The organism is Actinoallomurus acanthiterrae, assembly GCF_054775715.1.
On the sequence record NZ_BAAHCO010000001.1, the window covers coordinates 7,088,613 to 7,106,268 of the forward strand.

Consider the following 17,656-nt stretch of genomic DNA (forward strand, 5'->3'; position numbering starts at 1 on the left):
AAATCAACATGTTGGCTCGGCGGCATCCTGGGGGCTGGAAGCGACAGAGGCCAGGACGCCGGCAGCACTGGTGAATCTTCTGTTGGCGGCCTTGATGGTGGGGCCGTGTTGTTCGAGAAGTGGAACGACGTCGGCGATGGCGTAGCCGATGGTCCTTCGGCTGATATGGAATAGGTCCGCCAGGGCTTCGCGGGTGCAGAGTTTCCGCTGGTAGAGGATGGCGGCGAGGATCCGGTCGGTGTCGGTGATCTTCTGTCTGAACACGCCACCGCGGGTCCCTGGGAGACGGTCACCCCCTCGTTGTTTGTGCCGTCGGCGTTCGATCACGGCTTCGTAGGGGATCGTGAGGCGTTCGATGAGGCCGTGGAGTTCTTGACGGCTCATGCCGGTGAGGTCGGGGTGCGAAAGCTCGTCGGGTAGTGCTGTCCGGTGGCGGGATGAGCCGTGAGCCAGATGATCGAGCAGGTCCTGGGCCCGGCAGAAGCACAGGGTGGTGGAGGTGAGGGTGACCCGGTGCTGCTCCATGACCATCCTGGTGTCGGCGATGGCTTTGCCGATCGAGGTCGGGTTGATCGACAGCAGCTCGCAGAGAACCTTTTGGGAGCAGACGCGCCGCAGGTAGATGACGGTGATCAGGACACGGTCGGCGTTGGTGAGTAGCGGGCGGCCGTGATCGCCTTTGGCTTTGCGGCGTCGTCCGCCTCGTTCTTGGTAGCGGTGCTGCTCAGCCAGCGCGTCCTGGGCGGGCGCCAGTTGAACGGCCAGCTGATCGAGATCGTGTTTGCTCAGTCCGGTCAGCCGGACGTCGGCCAGAAGTGTCAGTGCCCGGGACCGCGTCACAGCCGCCGAAGTCGGGGCGCCGGCGCAGGGGACGTCCGCCGGCCGCGGGTGAATCGTGTAGTTCCAGGCACCGTGATCATCGTGCCGCTCGATCGGCAGCCCGTCCAGATGCGCCTTGCTCACGGTCACACCAGTGGGATAGGTGCCGGTGTCCAGCTCGGCTTCCACTCGCAGGCCTGTGCGAGTCTGCGTCGAAGCGATGCTGTTCACGACGACCTGGTGGCTGGTCAGCGGCCTGCCCCGCCAGTTCGATGTGATGTGGGCGAACAACCGGTGCTCGATCTTGTTCCACTTGGAGGTCCCAGGCGGGAAGTGGCAGACGGTGATGGCCAGCCCGGTCTCGGCGGCCAGGATGGCGAGCTCGGCCTTCCAGACGCGATAGCGATAGCTGTTGGAGCCGCCCGCGTCCGCGGTGATCAGCAGCCGGGTCGCCTGCGGATAGTCCTCCCGGCCACGGGCCTGCCACCAGCGGCGGATGGAAGCGACCGCAAACGTCGCGGTGTCGTGATCGACCCCGACGTTGACCCAGCCGGCATTGGCGGCGATGTCGTAGATCCCATACGGAATGGCCTGCTCGACCTGCGGGCCGGTGAAGAAGAAACTGTGATCCTCGACCTCGATCGGGTCGCCCTTCGGTCGCCACTGGCGGCCCGCGTTGGGCAGTTGCCCGAGCTGCTCCCGCTTCTTGGTATCGACACTGATGACCGGTTCCCCGGCCTCCTGATGCTCCTTGACCTGCTCGTTGATATATCGGAACTGCGCGTCCCGGTCCGGATGCTGCCGTCCCTCAAGGGTCTTGACGTTGCCCTGAAGGCTGAAGCCCGACTCCCGCAACAGCCGACCAACCGTGGGTGCAGAGACAGAATGTCCCTGCCGGGTCAGCTCCTCCGCCAAGTTCCGCAGCGACTTGGTCGTCCACCGCAGCGGAGACTCCGGATCACCTCGCTCGTCCGGCTCGACCAGTGCCAGCAGCGCAGGCAGCAACTGCGGATCCTGTTCCTCCGCGCTCTTGCGTCCCCCGCCCACGCATCTGACACGACCGTCCGGCAGCGGATCCTCGCCGTCCTCGAGCTCGAACACTCCCTTGCGGACGGTCGTTTCGCTGACCCGGGCAATCGTCGCGACGGCGCGCACGCCGCCGTGCCCCAGCAGCCGGGCCTCGGCCGCCAACAGCAACCGCCGCTGACGCTCGTTCAGATGCGGCAACAGCACCTCGAACTTCCGCGCGAGCTGTTCGCGGACCTCGCTGGAGACGGCCATACCATCCCAACGAGCCCAAGATCACAAAGCAACGCCTTATTTCTTGACAGCTTCAATGCGTGCGGCAACGTTGCCAGGCCGCCCCGGGCAGCGTCGCGGCGATCGCCTCGACCAGGCCGCGGTGGGCATCGGAGATGACCAGCTGGACCCCGGACAGACCGCGGGCGACCAGACCCCGGCAGAACGCCAGCCAGCCGGCGCCGTCCTCGGCCGAGGTCACCTCAACCCCGAGGATCTCCCGGTGCCCATCGGCGTTGACCCCGGTCGCCACCATCACGTGGACGTTGACCGTGCGCCCGCCTTCACGGACCTTCTGAGTGAGGGCGTCCATCCAGACGAAGGAGTACGGGCCGGCGTCCAACGATCGGTTCCGGAAGGCCTCCACCTGGACGTCCAGGATCTTGGACATCTCGCTGACCTGGCTCTTGGAGATGTTCTTGATTCCGAGCTGATCGACCAGCTTGTCCACCCGCCGCGTCGACACCCCCAGCAGGTAGGAGGTCGCGACCACCGAGACCAGCGCCTGCTCGGCCCGGCGACGCCGTTCCAGCAGCCACTCGGGAAAGTACGACCCCGAACGCAGCTTCGGGATCGCCAGCTCGATCGTGTGGCTGTTGCTTTTTAGGCACGATCTCCTGGAGGGGCAGGTCTGATGGTCTGGGTGATCGTTGGATGGGCGGGTGGCGAGAGGTTTCCGGCGGGTTGATCGGGATCAGCAGTTTCTGTTGCCGGTGGATATGCGTGAGTGGCTTCCCGGCGATCATGTGGTGTGGGTGCTTCTCGAGGTGGTCGAGCACCTGGACGTCGCGGAGTTGGAGGCCCGGTATGCCCAAGGCGGTCCTGGTCGCCGTGCTTACGATCCGCGGATGCTGCTGGCGCTGCTGATTTATGCGTACTCGGCTGGAATCCGTTCCTCGCGGCAGATCGAGCGGCTGTGCCGGACGGATGTAGCGATGCGGGTGATCTGCGGGCTGCAGGTGCCTGATCACACGGTGATCGCCCGGTTCAGGCAACGGCATCAAGACTCGGTGCGGGCGCTGTTCACTCAGGTACTGATGATTTGCGCGAAGGCCGGCATGGGGCGGCTGGGCGCCATCGCGGTGGACGGGACGAAGATCGCGGCGGACGCATCGAAGAAGGCCACGTGCCGTCGGCAGTGGTTGCAACAGCAGGTCGATGAGATCCTCACGCGGGCCGCAACGGAGGACGCTGCCGAAGACGCCGCGTTCGGACCGGGCGAACGCGGTGATGAGACACCCCAGCAGCTGCGGGGACGGCGTGACCGGGAAGAGCGGCTCAAGCGGGCACTGGCCGATGTGATCGCGGAGGAAGCCGAACGCGGCCTGGACGATGAGGCCGCCGCAGCGAAGGAGCACGCGTTCCTGGAGGCCACCCGTTCCGGCCGCAACGATGTGGGGTCTCGTCCGGTCGGAGCCGACCCCGTGGCGATCGCCGAAGCCCGGCTGCAGGCAGCCCAAAACCGGCTGGCCAAGGAAGTCGCCGCCAAACGAGAACAGATCGCGGTGATGCGCGAGCGGATCCGGCGGTTCGAGGCCGGCGAAGGACCCAAGCCGAATCTCGGGCCGTTCAGTTTCGATGAGAATCGCGGCCAGCAGGTCGCGCGCGCCAAGCGGTGGGTGGCGCGAGCCGAGCGGGAACTGGTGGCCGCCCGGGCGCAGACGGCCTCGCAGCCTTCAGCACGCGAACAGCCCGACCTGACTCCGGTGCCCGGTGGTGGCAGGCACGGGCCGCGCGGAATCAAGACCAAAGATGAGCGCCCGGTCGCACGGCGCAATGTCACCGACCTCGACAGCCGCCTGATGCAAGACCGCAACGGAGGCATGATCCAGGGCTATAACGCCCAGCTCGCGGTCAGCGACGACGGCTTGATCCTCAACCCCCACCTCGTCCAGGACGCCAACGATCGGCGGCAGCTGCAGCCGATGGTCCAAGCAGCCGTCACCGCAGCGCTGCTGATTCACCGCGCACGATGTTCGCGGCAATGCCCGTCCCTGGGCCGGTGCTGCATCGACGCGTCCGCCGAACGCGACGACGGCGGTCACCCGTGGGGCTGCACGGATACGGACTGCCCCTGCCGGGCCGACTGGATCGGCGCCTTGCTGTTCGATGCCGGCTACTGGACCCAGGACAACCTCACCGCTCCCGGCCCTGACCGGCTCATCGCGCCCGGCAAGAACGGAGAGCTGCCCCAGTCCGGCGAGCACCACGACCCACCACCCGAGGACGCCGACCCGGCCACCGTCATGGTCCACCGCCTGGCCACCGAAGAAGGTGCGGCCCTCTACAAACGACGAGGCGCCACCGTGGAGCCCGTCAACGGTCACCTTAAAGACCGCACCGCTCTACGTCGCTTCGCGCGCCGGGGCCTGCGCGCCTGCCAAGCCGAACTCACCTTCGCCGCCATGGTCCTCAACCTCGGCAAGCTCTGCCGCCTGGACTCAGCCCGACGCGCAGCAGCACTCGCCACCTGACCTGGTCAGCACCCCAGCGGACGTATCCGCGTCCCGGCCGCCGCGACCACGTCTATGATCGCCAGGCTGCCCATTCGCCCGGATCCGCCTCCCGAGCGTCCCAGCCGGCCTCGGGGTCAGGCCGCCGGGAGATAAAGCAACAGCCACCGTGCCCGCGCGGGTGTCCCAGTCCCGTTCCCGGTAGCCGTTGCGGCGGTTGACCCGCTCGCCCGAGCGCTGCCCGTACTCCGCGCCGCACACGGCATCGGCTTCGGCGCTCATCAGCGCCTCAGCCATGGTCTTGACCATCTTTCGCAGCAGATCCGGCTCACACGCCCCGATCTGCTCGGCGAACCAGCCCGCGGGGTCCACACTGTCACTGACGGCCATCGCGTTGGTCTCCTTCGATCTTGACTTCGCATCTCGAAGGATCACGCGATGGCCGTCTCAGTTCACGACGCCACGCCTGTCACCAGCGGAAACTCGTACACCACCTCCGTGGACGCAACCATCTCGAGCCGACCCGCGAGGTGGGAGTCGTGCAATCACGCTGCGATCCCAGCCCGAGCCGGACGATCTCCTGACGCGAAGCCCACCACCCCAAGGCACCACACGCGTCGGCACGATCACTCTGTGAAGTTGCCCCGGTTCTGTAGACCCAGCTGTCCACAGACCACGGCACATCACTGGCACGGCGTTGATGTCAGTGGCTTGACGTTTAATCAAGGAGTGGACATGAGAGAGCGCATTGCTGAGCTGACCGCTGAGGTCAAGCGGCTGAACGACCTGTATTACGGCACCGGCGACAGCCCGCTGCCAGACGCCGACTACGACGCGTTGAAGGACGAGCTGGCGGCGCTCGTCGCCGAGCACCCGGAGCTGGAGCCGGCCGACAGCCCGCTCGGCAAGGTCAACGCGCCCGCGGAGCTGACCGGCCCGACGGTGCGGCACGCGCGTCCGATGCTCTCATTGGCGAAGGCGACGGGTGAGGAACAGATCCGCACCTTCTGCGAGCGCTTCGGCGGCCAGGTGTTCCGTGTGTCGGAGAAGCTCGACGGACTCTCGCTCAGCGTGGTCTACCTCGACGGGAGCCTGGACCATGTCGCCACGCGCGGCACGGGCACGGTCGGTGAGCTGGTGACCGAGAAGGTGCGGTACGTGATTCCCGGTCTGCCGGTCGAGATCGACGTGCCGGGGCGTGTGGAGGTCCGCGGTGAGGCGGTGATGCTGCGGTCGGTGTGGGCCGCCTACAACGAGGCACACCCGGACCGTACGCTGACCAACCCGCGGTCGGGCGCGGCCGGGACGCTGGTGCTGAAGGACCCCGCGGCGGCCGCGGCCGCCCAACGGCTGCTGCGGTTCTTCGCGTTCGGTGCCGACCGTGACGGCGCCGCGCTGGAGATCCCGGCGGGCTTCGAGCCGGTCGCCCAGTACGTCTGCGCGAGCGTCGAGGAGGTGCTGGCGGCGATCGAGGAGATCGGCGGCCGCCGCGACGGGCTGGACTACGACATCGACGGCGCGGTCATCCGGTTGCATACGCCGGCGGCGTTCGACGCCGCGGGCTTCAACAGCGCCGAGCCGCGCGGGGCGATCGCGTTCAAGTACCCGCCAGAGGAGAAGCTGACGAGGCTGCTGTCGGTGGAGTGGCCGGTGGGCAAGATCGGCCGGGTTCCGCCGCGCGCGAGGGTCGCGCCGGTGTTCGTCGGCGGCGTGACCGTGGAGAACATCACCCTCCACAACCCCAGGCTGATCCGTGAGCGCGACCTGCGGATCGGGGACATGGTGGCCGTCGTACGGCGCGGCGACGTGATCCCGTTCGCGGGCCGCTCGCTGCCCGAGGAGCGCGACGGCACCGAGGTCGAGATCATCCCGCCGGCGCACTGCCCGTCGTGCGGTTCCGAGCTGGAGGTCCGCGGCACCGGCGAGGAGCGCTGGTGCGTGAACCTGCAGTGCCCGGCGCAGGCGACGCGCCGACTGATGCACTGGGCCTCGCGGCAGGCCGCCGACATGGAGGGCGTCGGCGACGTCTGGATCGAGAAGCTCGCCGAGGACGGCGTGCTCAAGCGCCGTAGCGACTTCTATGACCTGACGGCTGAGCAGCTGCTCGGCTACGAGCGGATGGGCGAGGTCAGCGCCAAGAACATGGTCGACTCGATCGCGTCCTCGAGGGGCATGGGGCTGCGGCGCGCGCTGATCGGCCTGGCGATCCCGATGGCTTCGGAGGGCACGGCCAAGCGCCTGTGCCTGGCCGGCTACGAGCGTATCGAGGACGTCGCCGCGGCGACGGCCGAGGACCTGGTCGCGATCCGCGACATCGGCCCGAGAGTCGCCGCGAGCGTCGTCGCGTTCTTCGCCCGCACGGAGGTCAAGGAGGAGATCGCCAGGCTGCGTGAGCGCGGCGTCGACCTCGACGTGCTGGACGAGGACCGGCCACTCGACGCGGCCGCCGCGGGCGACTCGCCGCTGAAGGGCAGGTCGGCCGTGATCACCGGTGCGTTCACCGACCCGCGCTCCGGCGCGAAGATCAGTCGCCCGGACGTCACGCGCCTGGTCGAGCAGGCGGCGGCGACGACCGCCTCGTCGGTCTCGGCCAACACCGACTACCTGCTCGCCGGCGACAACGTCGGAGCCGCCAAGACCGCCAAGGCCGACAAACTCGGCGTCACGATCGTCCGGCAGGACGAGCTGTGGCAGTGGCTGGCCGAGGCCGGCGTGCTCTAGAGCGCATCGGTTGACCGAGAAGAGCCATATCTGGGGGGAGACTGGCCGCCCGCGATAGCTCGCCACCAACCCGTAGGCGCCCGCTGCGGGACACCAGGCCTCGACGAGAGAATCTGCTTCCGCTCCTACACCTCGTGTGCTCGACGGTCCATGGGCCGGCGCGCAGCCCGGATCGCGAGTCCATCGCGCAACCACTAGGCGAGAAAGCGGAAGGAACGAGATCGGCGGGGCTGAGCATGCCCAGACTCGGGTGACGGCGGCGGGGGTTGTAGAAGCAGTCTGCGACGCTTCTGGTCGAGGTGCGGATGCCCGCTGACCCGATGCTTGGCTCGCTCGCCCTGGATGGTTGGGAGCGTGATCCCTGCCATGGCCACAGCCGGGGCCCCCTCTCCCCCGCAATCTTGGAATCGGCGCCGCGCTACGGCGCGGCGACACTGCGATCTCGAAAGGAACGGCAATGAGCGGTAAGGGTGAGTGGTACGTCGGGGTACAGGCCGTCTTGGTGCTGGTGGCCCTGCTGGCCCCCGTGTTCGGAGCGCGGTCCGGCTCTTGGCCTGGCGCGGTCGCCGGCGGGGGCGTCCTGCTCGCGGCCGTCGGCGTGGGCATCGTTGTGGCTGCTTCGATCGCGCTGGGCCGGCGCAGTCTTTCACCGTTTCCTAAACCGCGGCCTGGCGCCGCGCTGGTCCAGCACGGCATCTTCGCCGTGGTACGTCACCCCATCTACACCGGGCTCACCGTCGTCGTACTCGGCTGGGGCCTGGTCTGGAGCAGCCTCTTCACGGTGGCCTGGGCGCTCGTCCTTCTTGTGTTCTTCGACGTCAAGGCGCGGAGAGAAGAACGCTGGCTGGCGGAGCAGTTCCCGGATTACGCTGCGTACCAGAAGCGGGTGCCCAAGCTAATCCCCTTCGTATACTGACCTCCTCGGGTAGGAACCGTCATCACAGGTTCCACGAGGTCCGCAACGACCTTCAGGCGAGCGTCAAGCGCACTCGGCATTACGGCCGCGGGCGTGCCACAACCGATTAGCCGCCTCCTGGAGGACGTTCCGAGTCGAGTCGATCGCCAGATGTCACGTCGGCCTGTCACCAGCATCGAGGGGCCAGCCGTCGGTGAGCAGGGACGGGTCGGCGTGAACATCGAGCACTGCAGGTGAGTCAAACCGGCGGGGCTGCTCCCACAACGCCTTTTCCCGATGCTCCAGCGAGATCGGGACTCCCAGATATGCCACGCCCGGCCGGTCCCACGTCGGATCCCGTACCTCGCCGGTTTCCGGGTCAATCGTCCAAGCGTGCTCCAGCCCGAACCCGTTGCCGATTCCCGGATCGGCATAACCCTCTACGTACAACAGTCGGGGGACCGCTGCGGCTAGCTCGGGCGCGTTATGGAAGCACGCACCCGCCTGCCCACGCCAGCACCTCAGGTCGGCTGGCAGTGGTGCCGGTTGGCACCAGATACCGAGGTCCAGCACAAGTTGATACTGGGACCGGTAGCGTCTGCCGGTCGCGGGTGCCAGATCGGCCACCACCTGCAAGAAGGTGGCGAGCCGCCGCTCCGGCGCGGTCCGGGGATCTGACCGCATCACGGCGCTCTGCACGTCCAAAGCCCCGAGTCGACCACCAGTTGCACCCCCGAACTCGGACGGCCTTCGCTACCGCTTCGATTATGTTGCCATCTGCAGTGACGATCCCCGTCTGGCACAGCGAGTCAGTGGCTTAGGCTGCGGCCGGTTTGCGATCACTGTCGGTGGGCGGCGTGGTGGCCGTCGACGAGATCGCCTTTGCAGGCGGCGGCCGTAGGCGGCGTCTTGTCACGGGCGCATTCGAGGTGGTCACACGGATGCTGCGCGGGGCGGTGCCCTGGAGAGACGGTCCTATCCCCGGCTGGCCGCCGTCCCGCCGTTCCGAATACGAGGGCCGATGATTTGCGCCTACCCCAGCGTGCTTGGTGTCAGATAGGGCGTCACATTCTTCGAGCGGTTCGCCGCTGCGGCACCCGATCTGAAGGATATGCCCGACCTGACCAGCGCAACATATCGATCCCGTCTGCCGGGTGTGGCGGGATCTCTGCTTTCTGGAGGAGAACAGATGGGTCACGACCTGCTTCACGCTCCGCTGATAGTCCCGCACGACCGGCTCAAGGTGACCAGCATCAGGAACCTGCCGACTTCCGATGGGGAGGCGTTTGTTGCTTTCTTGAAACTGGACGGCAAACCGTTCGGGACGCTGGAGAACAAGGGAGACGGCGGACCGACCGACTTCCATCCCACCAGCGCCGGCAGAACGCCGGCGCACTGTTCCGCGAGCGCAGGGCGACCTGGGAAGCCTACGTACGCGCCTGCGCTTTCTCCGATGAGCGGGTGGCCCGCTGGCACGACAAGCCCCACGTGCAGACCTGGGAGATGCAGGAGGAGTACGTCGCCGAAATGCTCCGCCAGGACTACGACTGCGGCAGGTTTGTAGCCAGACAGGTGGCCGATGAGCGCGTTCCCGTACGGGTCGTCTCCACCACCGGCTTCGCCACCGAATGGTTCGGCATCGACATGCTTCGCCGACCGTATGAGGCCAGCATGCACAACGCGCTGCGCAGCACGGTCACGGACCTGCCTCGAAGCTTCCCGATGGAGGGAGACGTGTGGCAGGTGTGGACCGGCCAGGCGTGGCAGGACCTGGCCCAACCCTGCCCCCGACGAGCCTGAAAACCGCGAGAAGTGCTGAGCATCCATCGGAACTGTGATTCTTGATTCCAGTGATCTGGCTGCGTCGGATCGCCGCTTGGCGACTCCCACCGCGCAGCGTGGCCACGCGCCCGACCGCCGCGTCTGGCTCTCCTGCCCGATGAACGGCGTCCTTACCTCGAGCGGCCACACCGGCTGAGCGCTGCCTTCACCGAACGGGCCGCGGCGGGCCAGGTCCCGCCGCCCGAGCACCGCCGAAAACTGGCCGCTGCCCGTCGAACCTCCTGTTCACCAGCGCAAATCCGTTGAACAGCCACCGGGCCCGGTGCAGTCGCCAGCGGAACGGACGGAACCTCCAAGCAGCCGCAGGCGGTCATCAGCACCCACCATCGCCGCCCGAACCGGCATGCCCGACATCCATCGGTTCTTCGGGAGGACTCTGTGATCCAGAGATGGCACGAAGTGCCCGTCCCTTACATCACCGCCTGGTCCAACGAGATCGACGCCGCCGAAGAGCACGCCACGTTGCTAACGGTCCGCACCGGTATCGCCCACGGCGTGTTCGGGCCATACATCCGCAGCGACCTGGTGTACATCGGAGAGAGACCGAGTGACCGCGACGCACACGGCCTGCTGTGGAACCGGATGCCTGATGAACCCGGGACCGGACGGCCGCTCTTCGGGGCGGTCCACCCCACCCGCCAGCGCACCTGCATGCTGTCGGGGGCCTGCCAGATCTGCGCTGGCCCCGGGTCGGTGTGGATGACCCCGACCGACCGCTGGACCGCCCACGTCCGCAACTACGGCCCTGAGGCCCCATTCACCACATCCGATCCTCCGGTCTGCCGCAGTTGCACCGAACTCGCCGTGCGGCACTGCCCGAAGTTGACCGAAGAGGGCTGGGTCCTGCTCGCCGCCGACCAGTGGGCACCGACCGCCGTGCGTGGACTGAAGGCCGACGCCGATACCGCCACCTTCCCGCCCGAGGAGTCAGGATCACGCTACCGGGCGTCACCCCGCCACCAGACCCGGCAGCGCTTCGCCTGTTCCTTGCGATGGTTCTCATGGCCACCCTCTGGCGGCCTGCCGTCATTGCCGAACCCGCAGACTCTCCTGGTCTCGGCACCAACCTCGCTCCCCTTCACCCCCGACCGGCGCGCGGGTAACGCCTGACTCGCCTCATCCGCGAGCAGGCCAACGACGGCAGAGCCCCCTCAGTGCCGGTTCTGTCCCTGCGCGTCGATCGGGTGTTCATCGTGACCGAGAAGCTCCACAACGTTGAGTTGTCAGAGCGCTGCAAGGGCGTGGCGTGGGCGTGGGCGGCGTGCTGGTCAGAACTGTCCCTGGACAACCCGGCCGAGGCCGACGCCGGCGCCGTGCTGAGCGAAACAGGGCGAAGGTGACAGCGGCCATGGGCCGCCATGCGGCGGGCTGGCCGTAGCCGAGTATGCCTGTGCTGCGGTGCCCGTGGGCTCTCGTCGGTGCCCACAGGGCAGCACGCCGGGGCGGTCGGGGTCAAGCACCCCACAGGGGCCCCGCTTGACCCCGACCGCCCCGGCACGCTGAGCGGAGCTCACCGACGAAGCCCACGGGTCGACGGCCATCGACACGGTGGCTGGCGATCAGCTGAGCACATGGCGACCTTCTCCAGGCGGTACGCCTCACCGCATGCGACAAGTGGATGCGGTCCATGTCACGCGCGTCGCGCAGATCACGCTCCCTGAGAGCGCGTCCTGGCTGGCCGGCTGATGACCCGTCCGTCCCGGCTGAGCAGGAAGCGACCAGACGCCAGGGGACAGCGCGTGGCATTCCACCCGACCTCACCTGACACCGCGAAAGGGAACTCATGCATCGATCGGACCTGATAGTCGGACAGGAATACGTCGTTAGGGACCTCAATCAACGCGCCCACGACCGCATCGTCAGCTGCGTGTACGAGGGACGCCACAACGGTGTCTTGAGGTTGGCCGACGGCGCGACCTTCGAAGGCGGTAAAGGCACCCTTCGGTTCCGCGTAACCGAACAGGGCAAAGATCCGCGAATCGTATTCTTGCGCGACGGCACGGAGGTGATCGAAACCGAAGCAGCCCGACGGGAACGCAGACAGCAAGAAGGCGAGAAAGCCGTACGGCGCGCCAAGATGCGGGAACAGGCCGTGGACTTCCTTAACCGGTACGGAATCGAGCTGGATTCCAGCGACGACCGCGGACCTTTTAAGCCGAGTTATCGCCGGATCGGTCTGGACTTCACCGATGCCGACACGGCCGACGACGTGCTGGTGCGGGGGCTCACGCTCGGCCACCTTCGCCGCATCGCCGCTGGCAACGTCCCCTCTGACTGACTCCGGCCGACGACCGGCTAAGGCCAGGGGTCTTGATTAATTCCCATTCGGCCTTCATCGACGCAACGTGCAAGAGCACGCGATGGCATGCCCGCTGCACCCGTTCCGCATCAACATACGCGGGAAAGGTTCGCTGTGTATCGAGAAAGCCAACTGATGCAGATATTTAGTGATTTCTGGGACACCCTCGCCCGTCAAGCGATCGGCCTGGTCGAGGTCAAAGAGCGGATGGTTCTGGTCGCCGAGCCGGGTCCGGTGCAGTTTGGCCAAGACATCGCGGTGGCGAGGAACCGCGACCTGGTTGAGGTCATCAATGACTCCGGCGTGCCGTTCACCCAGCAATCCGCCAGCTTGATAAAGCAGGCCAGAGCAACGCGACCGCAGGCCGTGCTACTGGGGGGAACTGCACAGCGGACGCGCCGATCCACCCCTGGTCAGACGCAACGGATTCTGGCCGCCCAGATGTTCGCGCCGGCGTTCGGGATCCGGCTCGCGCAGGTCGCCACCGTGCGTCCGGCGCTCCTGTCCCCCATTGCGGCGATCGAGGAGCCCGAGCGTATTCCGTGCCCGCCTTCATGGGCGGAGGAGATCCTGCATCCTGACCCTCGGTATTGATTGAACCTGAATCCCTCGCCCGAACCCGTAGACACCAGCCCTCTTTCTGAAAGGAGGATGTAGGCGCGAATTCCCTGATCGGGCCAAGCGGACGTCGGACCAAACCTCGCGTCTTCCCATCGCAGCCAGTTTCATGCCCCCCGATGCCCACGGCGTCATCCGAAGTCGCCCTGCCCGTACCACCAGAACTCACCTGCCGGCGGTTGGATCATCGGTCTGGAGATGGCACATTGAACACCGCTGACTCCGCCGGGCGACCATCTCTGATCGGACATCGCATGCGGGTGCACTTCAATTTGCATAAACGCCTGTGGTCAGTGACAGCACTCACAGGCTCCCTCAAAAGGCGGGTCGTCGCACACGTCGGCGATATCACGTTGATCGATGTGCAGTTCACCGTGTCGGCCGCCGGCCGGGCGCGGTCAATCCGCCTGGGCTCCCGGATGGTGCACGCCTGGGCGATCGGAACTGTCATCGAGGTCGATACCAACCCTGACCTTTCAGAGTTGATCAAGGTCACCTACAGCCCGAGGGCCGGGCGTCCCGCGACGTTCGTCATGGTTTCAAGGGTGAGAAGTGGCCCCACCTACGGTCTTGGGTTCTAAGGGTGGTCGCAACACCTGACTCTCAGGGGTGTTGCTATGACCAAGGCGCGTCGCGCGGGGCGGATTCCAGAAACTGTCGCAACACGCGATCATTCGACTGTTGCGACGAGCTTAGCGAAGAGCGCAGCGGGGGTTTGCCAGCCGAGGGTCTTGCGGGGGCGACTGTTGAGTTCGGCGGCGACGGCGGCGAGGTCTTCGGCGGTGTAGATGGACAGGTCGGTGCCTTTCGGGAAGTACTGGCGGAGTAGGCCGTTTGTGTTCTCGTTCGATCCGCGTTGCCAGGGGCTGGCCGGCTCGCAGAAGTAGACCGGGATGTTGGTGGCGTGGGTGAACTCGTCGTGTCGGCACATCTCGCTGCCCTGATCCCAGGTCACGGAGCGGGCCAGGTCGGCGGGCAGGCTGGCGAAGGTGCGCACGAGCGCGTCGCGGACTTGGTCGGCGGTGCGGCCGTTGGGCAGGTGCAGCAGCTTGACGTAGCGGGTGGTGCGGTCGACCAGGGTGCCGATGGCGGACCGGTTGCCCTGGCCAACGATGAGATCACCCTCCCAGTGACCGGCCACCTGGCGGTCGGTGACCTCAGCGGGTCGTTGGCTGATCAATGCGCCGGGGTCGATGAAGCGGGTGGCTCGCTGGTCGACGCGCCGCCTGCGTCGCCGGGCCGGGCGGCCGGTGCGCAGGACGCCGGGCTGTCGTTCCAGGCCACCGCGGTGTGGCAGGTAGATCGCCTGGTAGATGGTCTCGTGCGCGAGGTGGCGGTCCGGTTCGTCCGGGAAGGCGGTGCGCAGTGCCTGGCTGATCTGTTCGGGGCTCCAGCGCTGGTCGAGATGGTGCTGGATGAAGTCCTTCAGCTCCGGGTCCCGCCGGATCTTGCCGTCCTTGGACCGCGCCCGCCGCACGGCCGCCCGCCGCTGTGCGTGGAAGGGACGGTACTTGCCGGTGCGTGGGTTGCAGTTGCGGCGCACCTCCCTGCTGATCGTGGAGGGGGCGCGGTCGAGTTCCTTGGCGATCGCGCGCAGGGAACTCCCGGCCTGGAGCATCTCGGCGATGACGATCCGCTCGTCCTCCGACAGGAACCGCGGCGAGATGGCGCCGGTGTTCCGCGGTTCGGTGATCGGTGGGTAGACACGCTCGCGTCCGGCCCGGTCGACGACCTTGCGTCCGTACCTCCAGCGGTTGCCGGTCTTGCGGTTGATCCCGACCTCGCGGCACGCGGCCGAGTTGCTCATTCCCTGCGCCATGAGCTGAAGGTATTGATCACGTTTGGCCGCAAGCGGAGCGGGTCCACGCTTCTTAGCCGCGCGACGCGCCTTGGTCATAGCAACACCCCTGAGAGTCAGGTGTTGCGACCACCCTTAGAACCCAAGCTCGAAGGTGGGGCCAAGACATGTCCGTAGAACCATTCGTCACCATCGGCGGCGAACCGATCCACCACGCCTCTTGGGCGCGGTTCGCCAAACACGCCCAAGACGACCGCTATGGCTACGCGTGGATCCCACCGATGACCGGGCCTCCGCCAGCAGACGCGAGCACCTGCCGAAGGCCGCAGCGCCGCGTGGCCGGGGCCTTGAGCTGTTCACCGGCAGCAGCGAGGTACTGCGAATGAGACAAACGCCCCGTACGTGAGTCGGCCAGTTCATGACATCGTACGTGCCCGTTCCCGACCTGCGGAGAGCCGCTCGGCCGACGTCTCGTGGCGTTCACACGACCGCAGGACCTCCAGCGCGGATTGGTCAGCGAAGCGGCGATGCATCCCAACTGCGCCGCCTACACCGCAGCCGCCTGCCCAATGGTCATCCCCGTCAGTTCGTGATCTCTGAAGCACTGATCCGCCGGAACCCACGTGCCGAGGCGTGCAACGGCCAGCCTAGGGCGTTGGGTTCACGAATCTTAGGTTCCTCCTCCTGGAGCACGGGCGGATGCCCGACTACCACAACGTTCCGGTGCGTTGCAGGCATCAGCACCCGCACCACCACCTGATTCCGGACGTGACCACCGCACCCTGCCCCCCGGCAAGACCGCTCACACCGCTCACCACCGCCCGGAAGGAGAAACCGTGTCGATCGGCCGCCACTTCGGCATGGTCATCAGCCGCATGCCCCGCATGACGTACGTGGCAACGATCGTCGCCTCTCAGGACTGCCGATTCCTGTGCTCAGCCTGCTTCGGCGACTGCTGGGGCATCTGCCGGCGTCACGGCGAGACGGCGTGGCTGTGCGTGCGGTGTACCGCTATGAAAGACAACGGCCTGGTGCCCGGCCCGCGCCTCTTCAACACCCAGCCGGCTCGGCAGCTCCGGATCGGTGAGCAGCTGCGCAGCCCGGAGGGTCTGTGGACCGTCACCAGCTCCGAGCGCGTCGAGACACGCGAAGACGGCACCCTCCAGCACGCATGCGTGTACGTCCTCACCCGCGACGACGGCCACGAGGAGACGTGGCGAGGCCGCGAGATGGCCGACTTCCACCTGCTTCCGGCCGTGTTCGAGCACATCACCCGCGCGCGCTGCACCGAGCTGAGCATGGCTCTCACGGCCGCCGGCCTTTCGTGGGAGGACAACGGCCGCCAAGCCACCCCGGTGCGGCTGACGTACGCCGCCACCGACCCCCGCGGCCGCCAGTGGTCCATCCGGCCCGTCCCCGGAATCGAGTTCATGCCGTCGGAGCCGTCGAGTCTATGGCGGGCCGTGTGCGCCGCCCCGGTCCACCACAGCCACGCGATGTCCGCCGGGCCCCTGGCCGACTACATCCGAGAGTTCCCCGCGTGACCGGCCCGCTGCGCCCATGGCGTCCGGAGGACTTCGACGACTGGTGTGAGACATGCAGCGCACCCGCAGGCCAGTTGTGCGAGCCGTGGTGCGACACCGGCTACACCGCCGAGGACGCCCGCCGTGACGCCGAGCTCCGCGACCAGGCCGCGAGCGGCCCCGGCCGGGCGAGCACACCCACGTCATGAGTCCCCACATCTGTCGCAGGGGCCGTAGGCGACCGATCCCGTTCGACTGCAAGTTGGGCGCCGATCACCCTGGCGCCTGTAGCCCCTTCACCCACCGGCCCAGTCCGCCTGAGAACCCTGACGATCACGCTGCTCTTCTCGCGATGAGCCGGACCCGCATCGTGCCGCTCGACTACCGCTTTCCCGATGAGGATGCGAGCGAACAGGCGAATCGGGACACCACCTTCCACCCGCAGACCGACGACGCCCTTCCGAGCGTCGAGGTCGATGGCGTCCTGGTGTTTGCCTACCTCGACCATGAGGCCGGCGCCGTCCGGGTCTCCGTGCACCTCGACTCCGCAGAAGACCGGCTGGTCCGGCCCGACGGCACCGTGCCGCTGCGGGTGGAAGTCGAGGACACCGTGGTGCTGGATGACAGTGCAGAGGGCGCCCCTAAGCAGGATCTGCTGGACAAGCTGCTCGATGCGGCCGATGACCACCAGAAGCAGACAATCCGCGAGGCGGCGTTCGCGGCCGGCATTCTCTGGTGCTGCCCGACCTGTCAGTGGGACAACCTCGGCGAGGCCGCCTGCTGCGAAGGCCCTGGCCCCTGCCGCATTCCGAAGCCGAAGAAGATCAGCTGACAAAGCAGCCCTGGGGCGCAGCGCTACACGGCCACAGTCGACCATGTCAGCTTCGCCGAACACCATCGAGGACAAGGACGTCCGCCCAAGCCGGTCACGCATCTGATCGGTCGGCGCGTTCGAGCCTTGCAGACGGACCCCAATGAGACGGCCACGGGCCACCTAGCTCTCAGTCACCTCGGCAATGATCCCGATCGCGGGGCGCGGTCGCTCATCGAGTTGAACGCTGCCAGCGATACGCCGATCGAAAGCGTCGCCGCCGAGGAGTCGCTGACGAGCCCGCCAGCTGGCCAATCGGTCAAATGCGACGTCAGTCTCGTCTCCGACTAGATGTGTGGGTGATGTTCGCCCAGATCCTCACCCTCGCCGTGCACGACGGAGGGCCCATAATGGCAGAGGCGCTGCCGCAACTTTTCGTAAGTCGCGCGCCGGGAGACCTCCCGGGACTCGTACGGATCACTGTCGAACGCCTGTTCTCTGCATGGAAGCTGTACACACGAACCGACATTCCAATCCCCGACAAGCCCCTGCATCTTGATACCTGCTACCGGCACGCG

At 67.0% G+C, this 17,656-nt stretch carries 15 protein-coding genes and 2 pseudogenes; 12 read left to right on the top strand and 5 right to left on the bottom strand.

What is annotated here, in order from left to right; translation table 11 throughout:
- Positions 1 to 3: 3 nt before the first annotated feature.
- Together ACYVF7_RS33415 and ACYVF7_RS33420 are read right to left on the bottom strand one after the other, a co-directional pair.
- Positions 4 to 2,100, bottom strand: coding sequence for an ISAzo13 family transposase (locus ACYVF7_RS33415; protein ID WP_460348114.1), 2,097 nt, complete (start codon positions 2,098 to 2,100; stop codon positions 4 to 6).
- A gap of 55 nt (positions 2,101 to 2,155) precedes the next feature.
- Positions 2,156 to 2,752 (bottom strand): annotated as a pseudogene (locus ACYVF7_RS33420) (IS256 family transposase); the annotation flags it as partial.
- 28 nt (positions 2,753 to 2,780) lie between these two features.
- Between ACYVF7_RS33420 and ACYVF7_RS33425 the strand changes: the two are divergent.
- Positions 2,781 to 4,592 carry a transposase gene (locus ACYVF7_RS33425; RefSeq protein ID WP_460348116.1) on the top strand — a complete coding sequence of 604 codons (1,812 nt, stop codon included), beginning with the start codon at positions 2,781 to 2,783 and terminating at the stop codon, positions 4,590 to 4,592.
- Positions 4,593 to 4,724: 132 nt separating this feature from the next.
- Here the strand turns inward: ACYVF7_RS33425 and ACYVF7_RS33430 are convergent.
- Positions 4,725 to 4,961: pseudogene (locus tag ACYVF7_RS33430) on the bottom strand (transposase); the annotation flags it as partial.
- A gap of 345 nt (positions 4,962 to 5,306) precedes the next feature.
- On the opposite strand from ACYVF7_RS33430, the gene ligA reads away from it, so the two are divergent.
- Positions 5,307 to 7,292: an NAD-dependent DNA ligase LigA gene (gene ligA, locus ACYVF7_RS33435; protein WP_460348555.1), complete on the top strand. Its 1,986-nt coding sequence runs from the start codon at positions 5,307 to 5,309 to the stop codon at positions 7,290 to 7,292.
- A 457-nt stretch (positions 7,293 to 7,749) separates the two neighbouring features.
- On the top strand, positions 7,750 to 8,208 hold the full coding sequence (locus tag ACYVF7_RS33440; protein ID WP_460348557.1) for a methyltransferase family protein: 459 nt from the start codon (positions 7,750 to 7,752) through the stop codon (positions 8,206 to 8,208).
- A 153-nt stretch (positions 8,209 to 8,361) separates the two neighbouring features.
- On the opposite strand, the gene ACYVF7_RS33445 is transcribed toward ACYVF7_RS33440, so the two are convergent.
- Entirely contained in the window at positions 8,362 to 8,892 is a 531-nt protein-coding gene (locus tag ACYVF7_RS33445) for a hypothetical protein (RefSeq protein ID WP_460348559.1), read from the bottom strand.
- 756 nt (positions 8,893 to 9,648) lie between these two features.
- On the opposite strand from ACYVF7_RS33445, the gene ACYVF7_RS33450 reads away from it, so the two are divergent.
- From ACYVF7_RS33450 to ACYVF7_RS33475, 6 genes are all read left to right on the top strand, one after another.
- On the top strand, positions 9,649 to 9,987 hold the full coding sequence (locus ACYVF7_RS33450; protein ID WP_460348561.1) for a hypothetical protein: 339 nt from the start codon (positions 9,649 to 9,651) through the stop codon (positions 9,985 to 9,987).
- 420 nt (positions 9,988 to 10,407) lie between these two features.
- Positions 10,408 to 11,139 carry a hypothetical protein gene (locus ACYVF7_RS33455; RefSeq protein ID WP_460348563.1) on the top strand — a complete coding sequence of 244 codons (732 nt, stop codon included), beginning with the start codon at positions 10,408 to 10,410 and terminating at the stop codon, positions 11,137 to 11,139.
- Between the two features lie 44 nt (positions 11,140 to 11,183).
- Positions 11,184 to 11,369, top strand: coding sequence for a hypothetical protein (locus ACYVF7_RS33460; RefSeq protein ID WP_460348565.1), 186 nt, complete (start codon positions 11,184 to 11,186; stop codon positions 11,367 to 11,369).
- Between the two features lie 527 nt (positions 11,370 to 11,896).
- On the top strand, positions 11,897 to 12,307 hold the full coding sequence (locus tag ACYVF7_RS33465; RefSeq protein ID WP_460348567.1) for a hypothetical protein: 411 nt from the start codon (positions 11,897 to 11,899) through the stop codon (positions 12,305 to 12,307).
- 135 nt (positions 12,308 to 12,442) lie between these two features.
- Positions 12,443 to 12,922, top strand: coding sequence for a hypothetical protein (locus ACYVF7_RS33470; protein ID WP_460348569.1), 480 nt, complete (start codon positions 12,443 to 12,445; stop codon positions 12,920 to 12,922).
- A 278-nt stretch (positions 12,923 to 13,200) separates the two neighbouring features.
- On the top strand, positions 13,201 to 13,527 hold the full coding sequence (locus tag ACYVF7_RS33475; RefSeq protein ID WP_460348571.1) for a hypothetical protein: 327 nt from the start codon (positions 13,201 to 13,203) through the stop codon (positions 13,525 to 13,527).
- 89 nt (positions 13,528 to 13,616) lie between these two features.
- Here the strand turns inward: ACYVF7_RS33475 and ACYVF7_RS33480 are convergent, their stop codons facing one another.
- A complete protein-coding gene (locus ACYVF7_RS33480; RefSeq protein ID WP_460336188.1) occupies positions 13,617 to 14,765 on the bottom strand; it encodes an IS30 family transposase in 1,149 nt (382 codons plus the stop codon).
- A gap of 815 nt (positions 14,766 to 15,580) precedes the next feature.
- On the opposite strand from ACYVF7_RS33480, the gene ACYVF7_RS33485 reads away from it, so the two are divergent.
- The 3 genes from ACYVF7_RS33485 (at position 15,581) to ACYVF7_RS33495 (ending at position 17,099) form a co-directional block, all read left to right on the top strand.
- Positions 15,581 to 16,288: a hypothetical protein gene (locus ACYVF7_RS33485; protein ID WP_460348572.1), complete on the top strand. Its 708-nt coding sequence runs from the start codon at positions 15,581 to 15,583 to the stop codon at positions 16,286 to 16,288.
- The gene (locus tag ACYVF7_RS33490) at positions 16,285 to 16,476 is read left to right on the top strand and encodes a hypothetical protein (RefSeq protein ID WP_460348574.1); all 192 of its coding nucleotides are present in this window, start codon (positions 16,285 to 16,287) and stop codon (positions 16,474 to 16,476) included. Before ACYVF7_RS33485 ends, ACYVF7_RS33490 begins: the two co-directional genes overlap by 4 nt.
- Before the next feature lie 143 nt (positions 16,477 to 16,619).
- On the top strand, positions 16,620 to 17,099 hold the full coding sequence (locus tag ACYVF7_RS33495; RefSeq protein WP_460348576.1) for a hypothetical protein: 480 nt from the start codon (positions 16,620 to 16,622) through the stop codon (positions 17,097 to 17,099).
- The last annotated feature ends 557 nt before the right edge of the window (positions 17,100 to 17,656 follow it).

Bases quoted from the DNA above. Each gene is read 5' to 3' on its own strand.
- ACYVF7_RS33415 (WP_460348114.1), bottom strand. From the start codon at position 2,100: ATGGCCGTCTCCAGCGAGGTCCGCGAACAGCTCGCGCGGAAGTTCGAG.
- ligA (WP_460348555.1), top strand. From the start codon at position 5,307: ATGAGAGAGCGCATTGCTGAGCTGACCGCTGAGGTCAAGCGGCTGAAC.
- ACYVF7_RS33440 (WP_460348557.1), top strand. From the start codon at position 7,750: ATGAGCGGTAAGGGTGAGTGGTACGTCGGGGTACAGGCCGTCTTGGTG.
- ACYVF7_RS33475 (WP_460348571.1), top strand. From the start codon at position 13,201: ATGCGGGTGCACTTCAATTTGCATAAACGCCTGTGGTCAGTGACAGCA.
- ACYVF7_RS33480 (WP_460336188.1), bottom strand. From the start codon at position 14,765: ATGGCGCAGGGAATGAGCAACTCGGCCGCGTGCCGCGAGGTCGGGATC.
- ACYVF7_RS33495 (WP_460348576.1), top strand. From the start codon at position 16,620: ATGAGCCGGACCCGCATCGTGCCGCTCGACTACCGCTTTCCCGATGAG.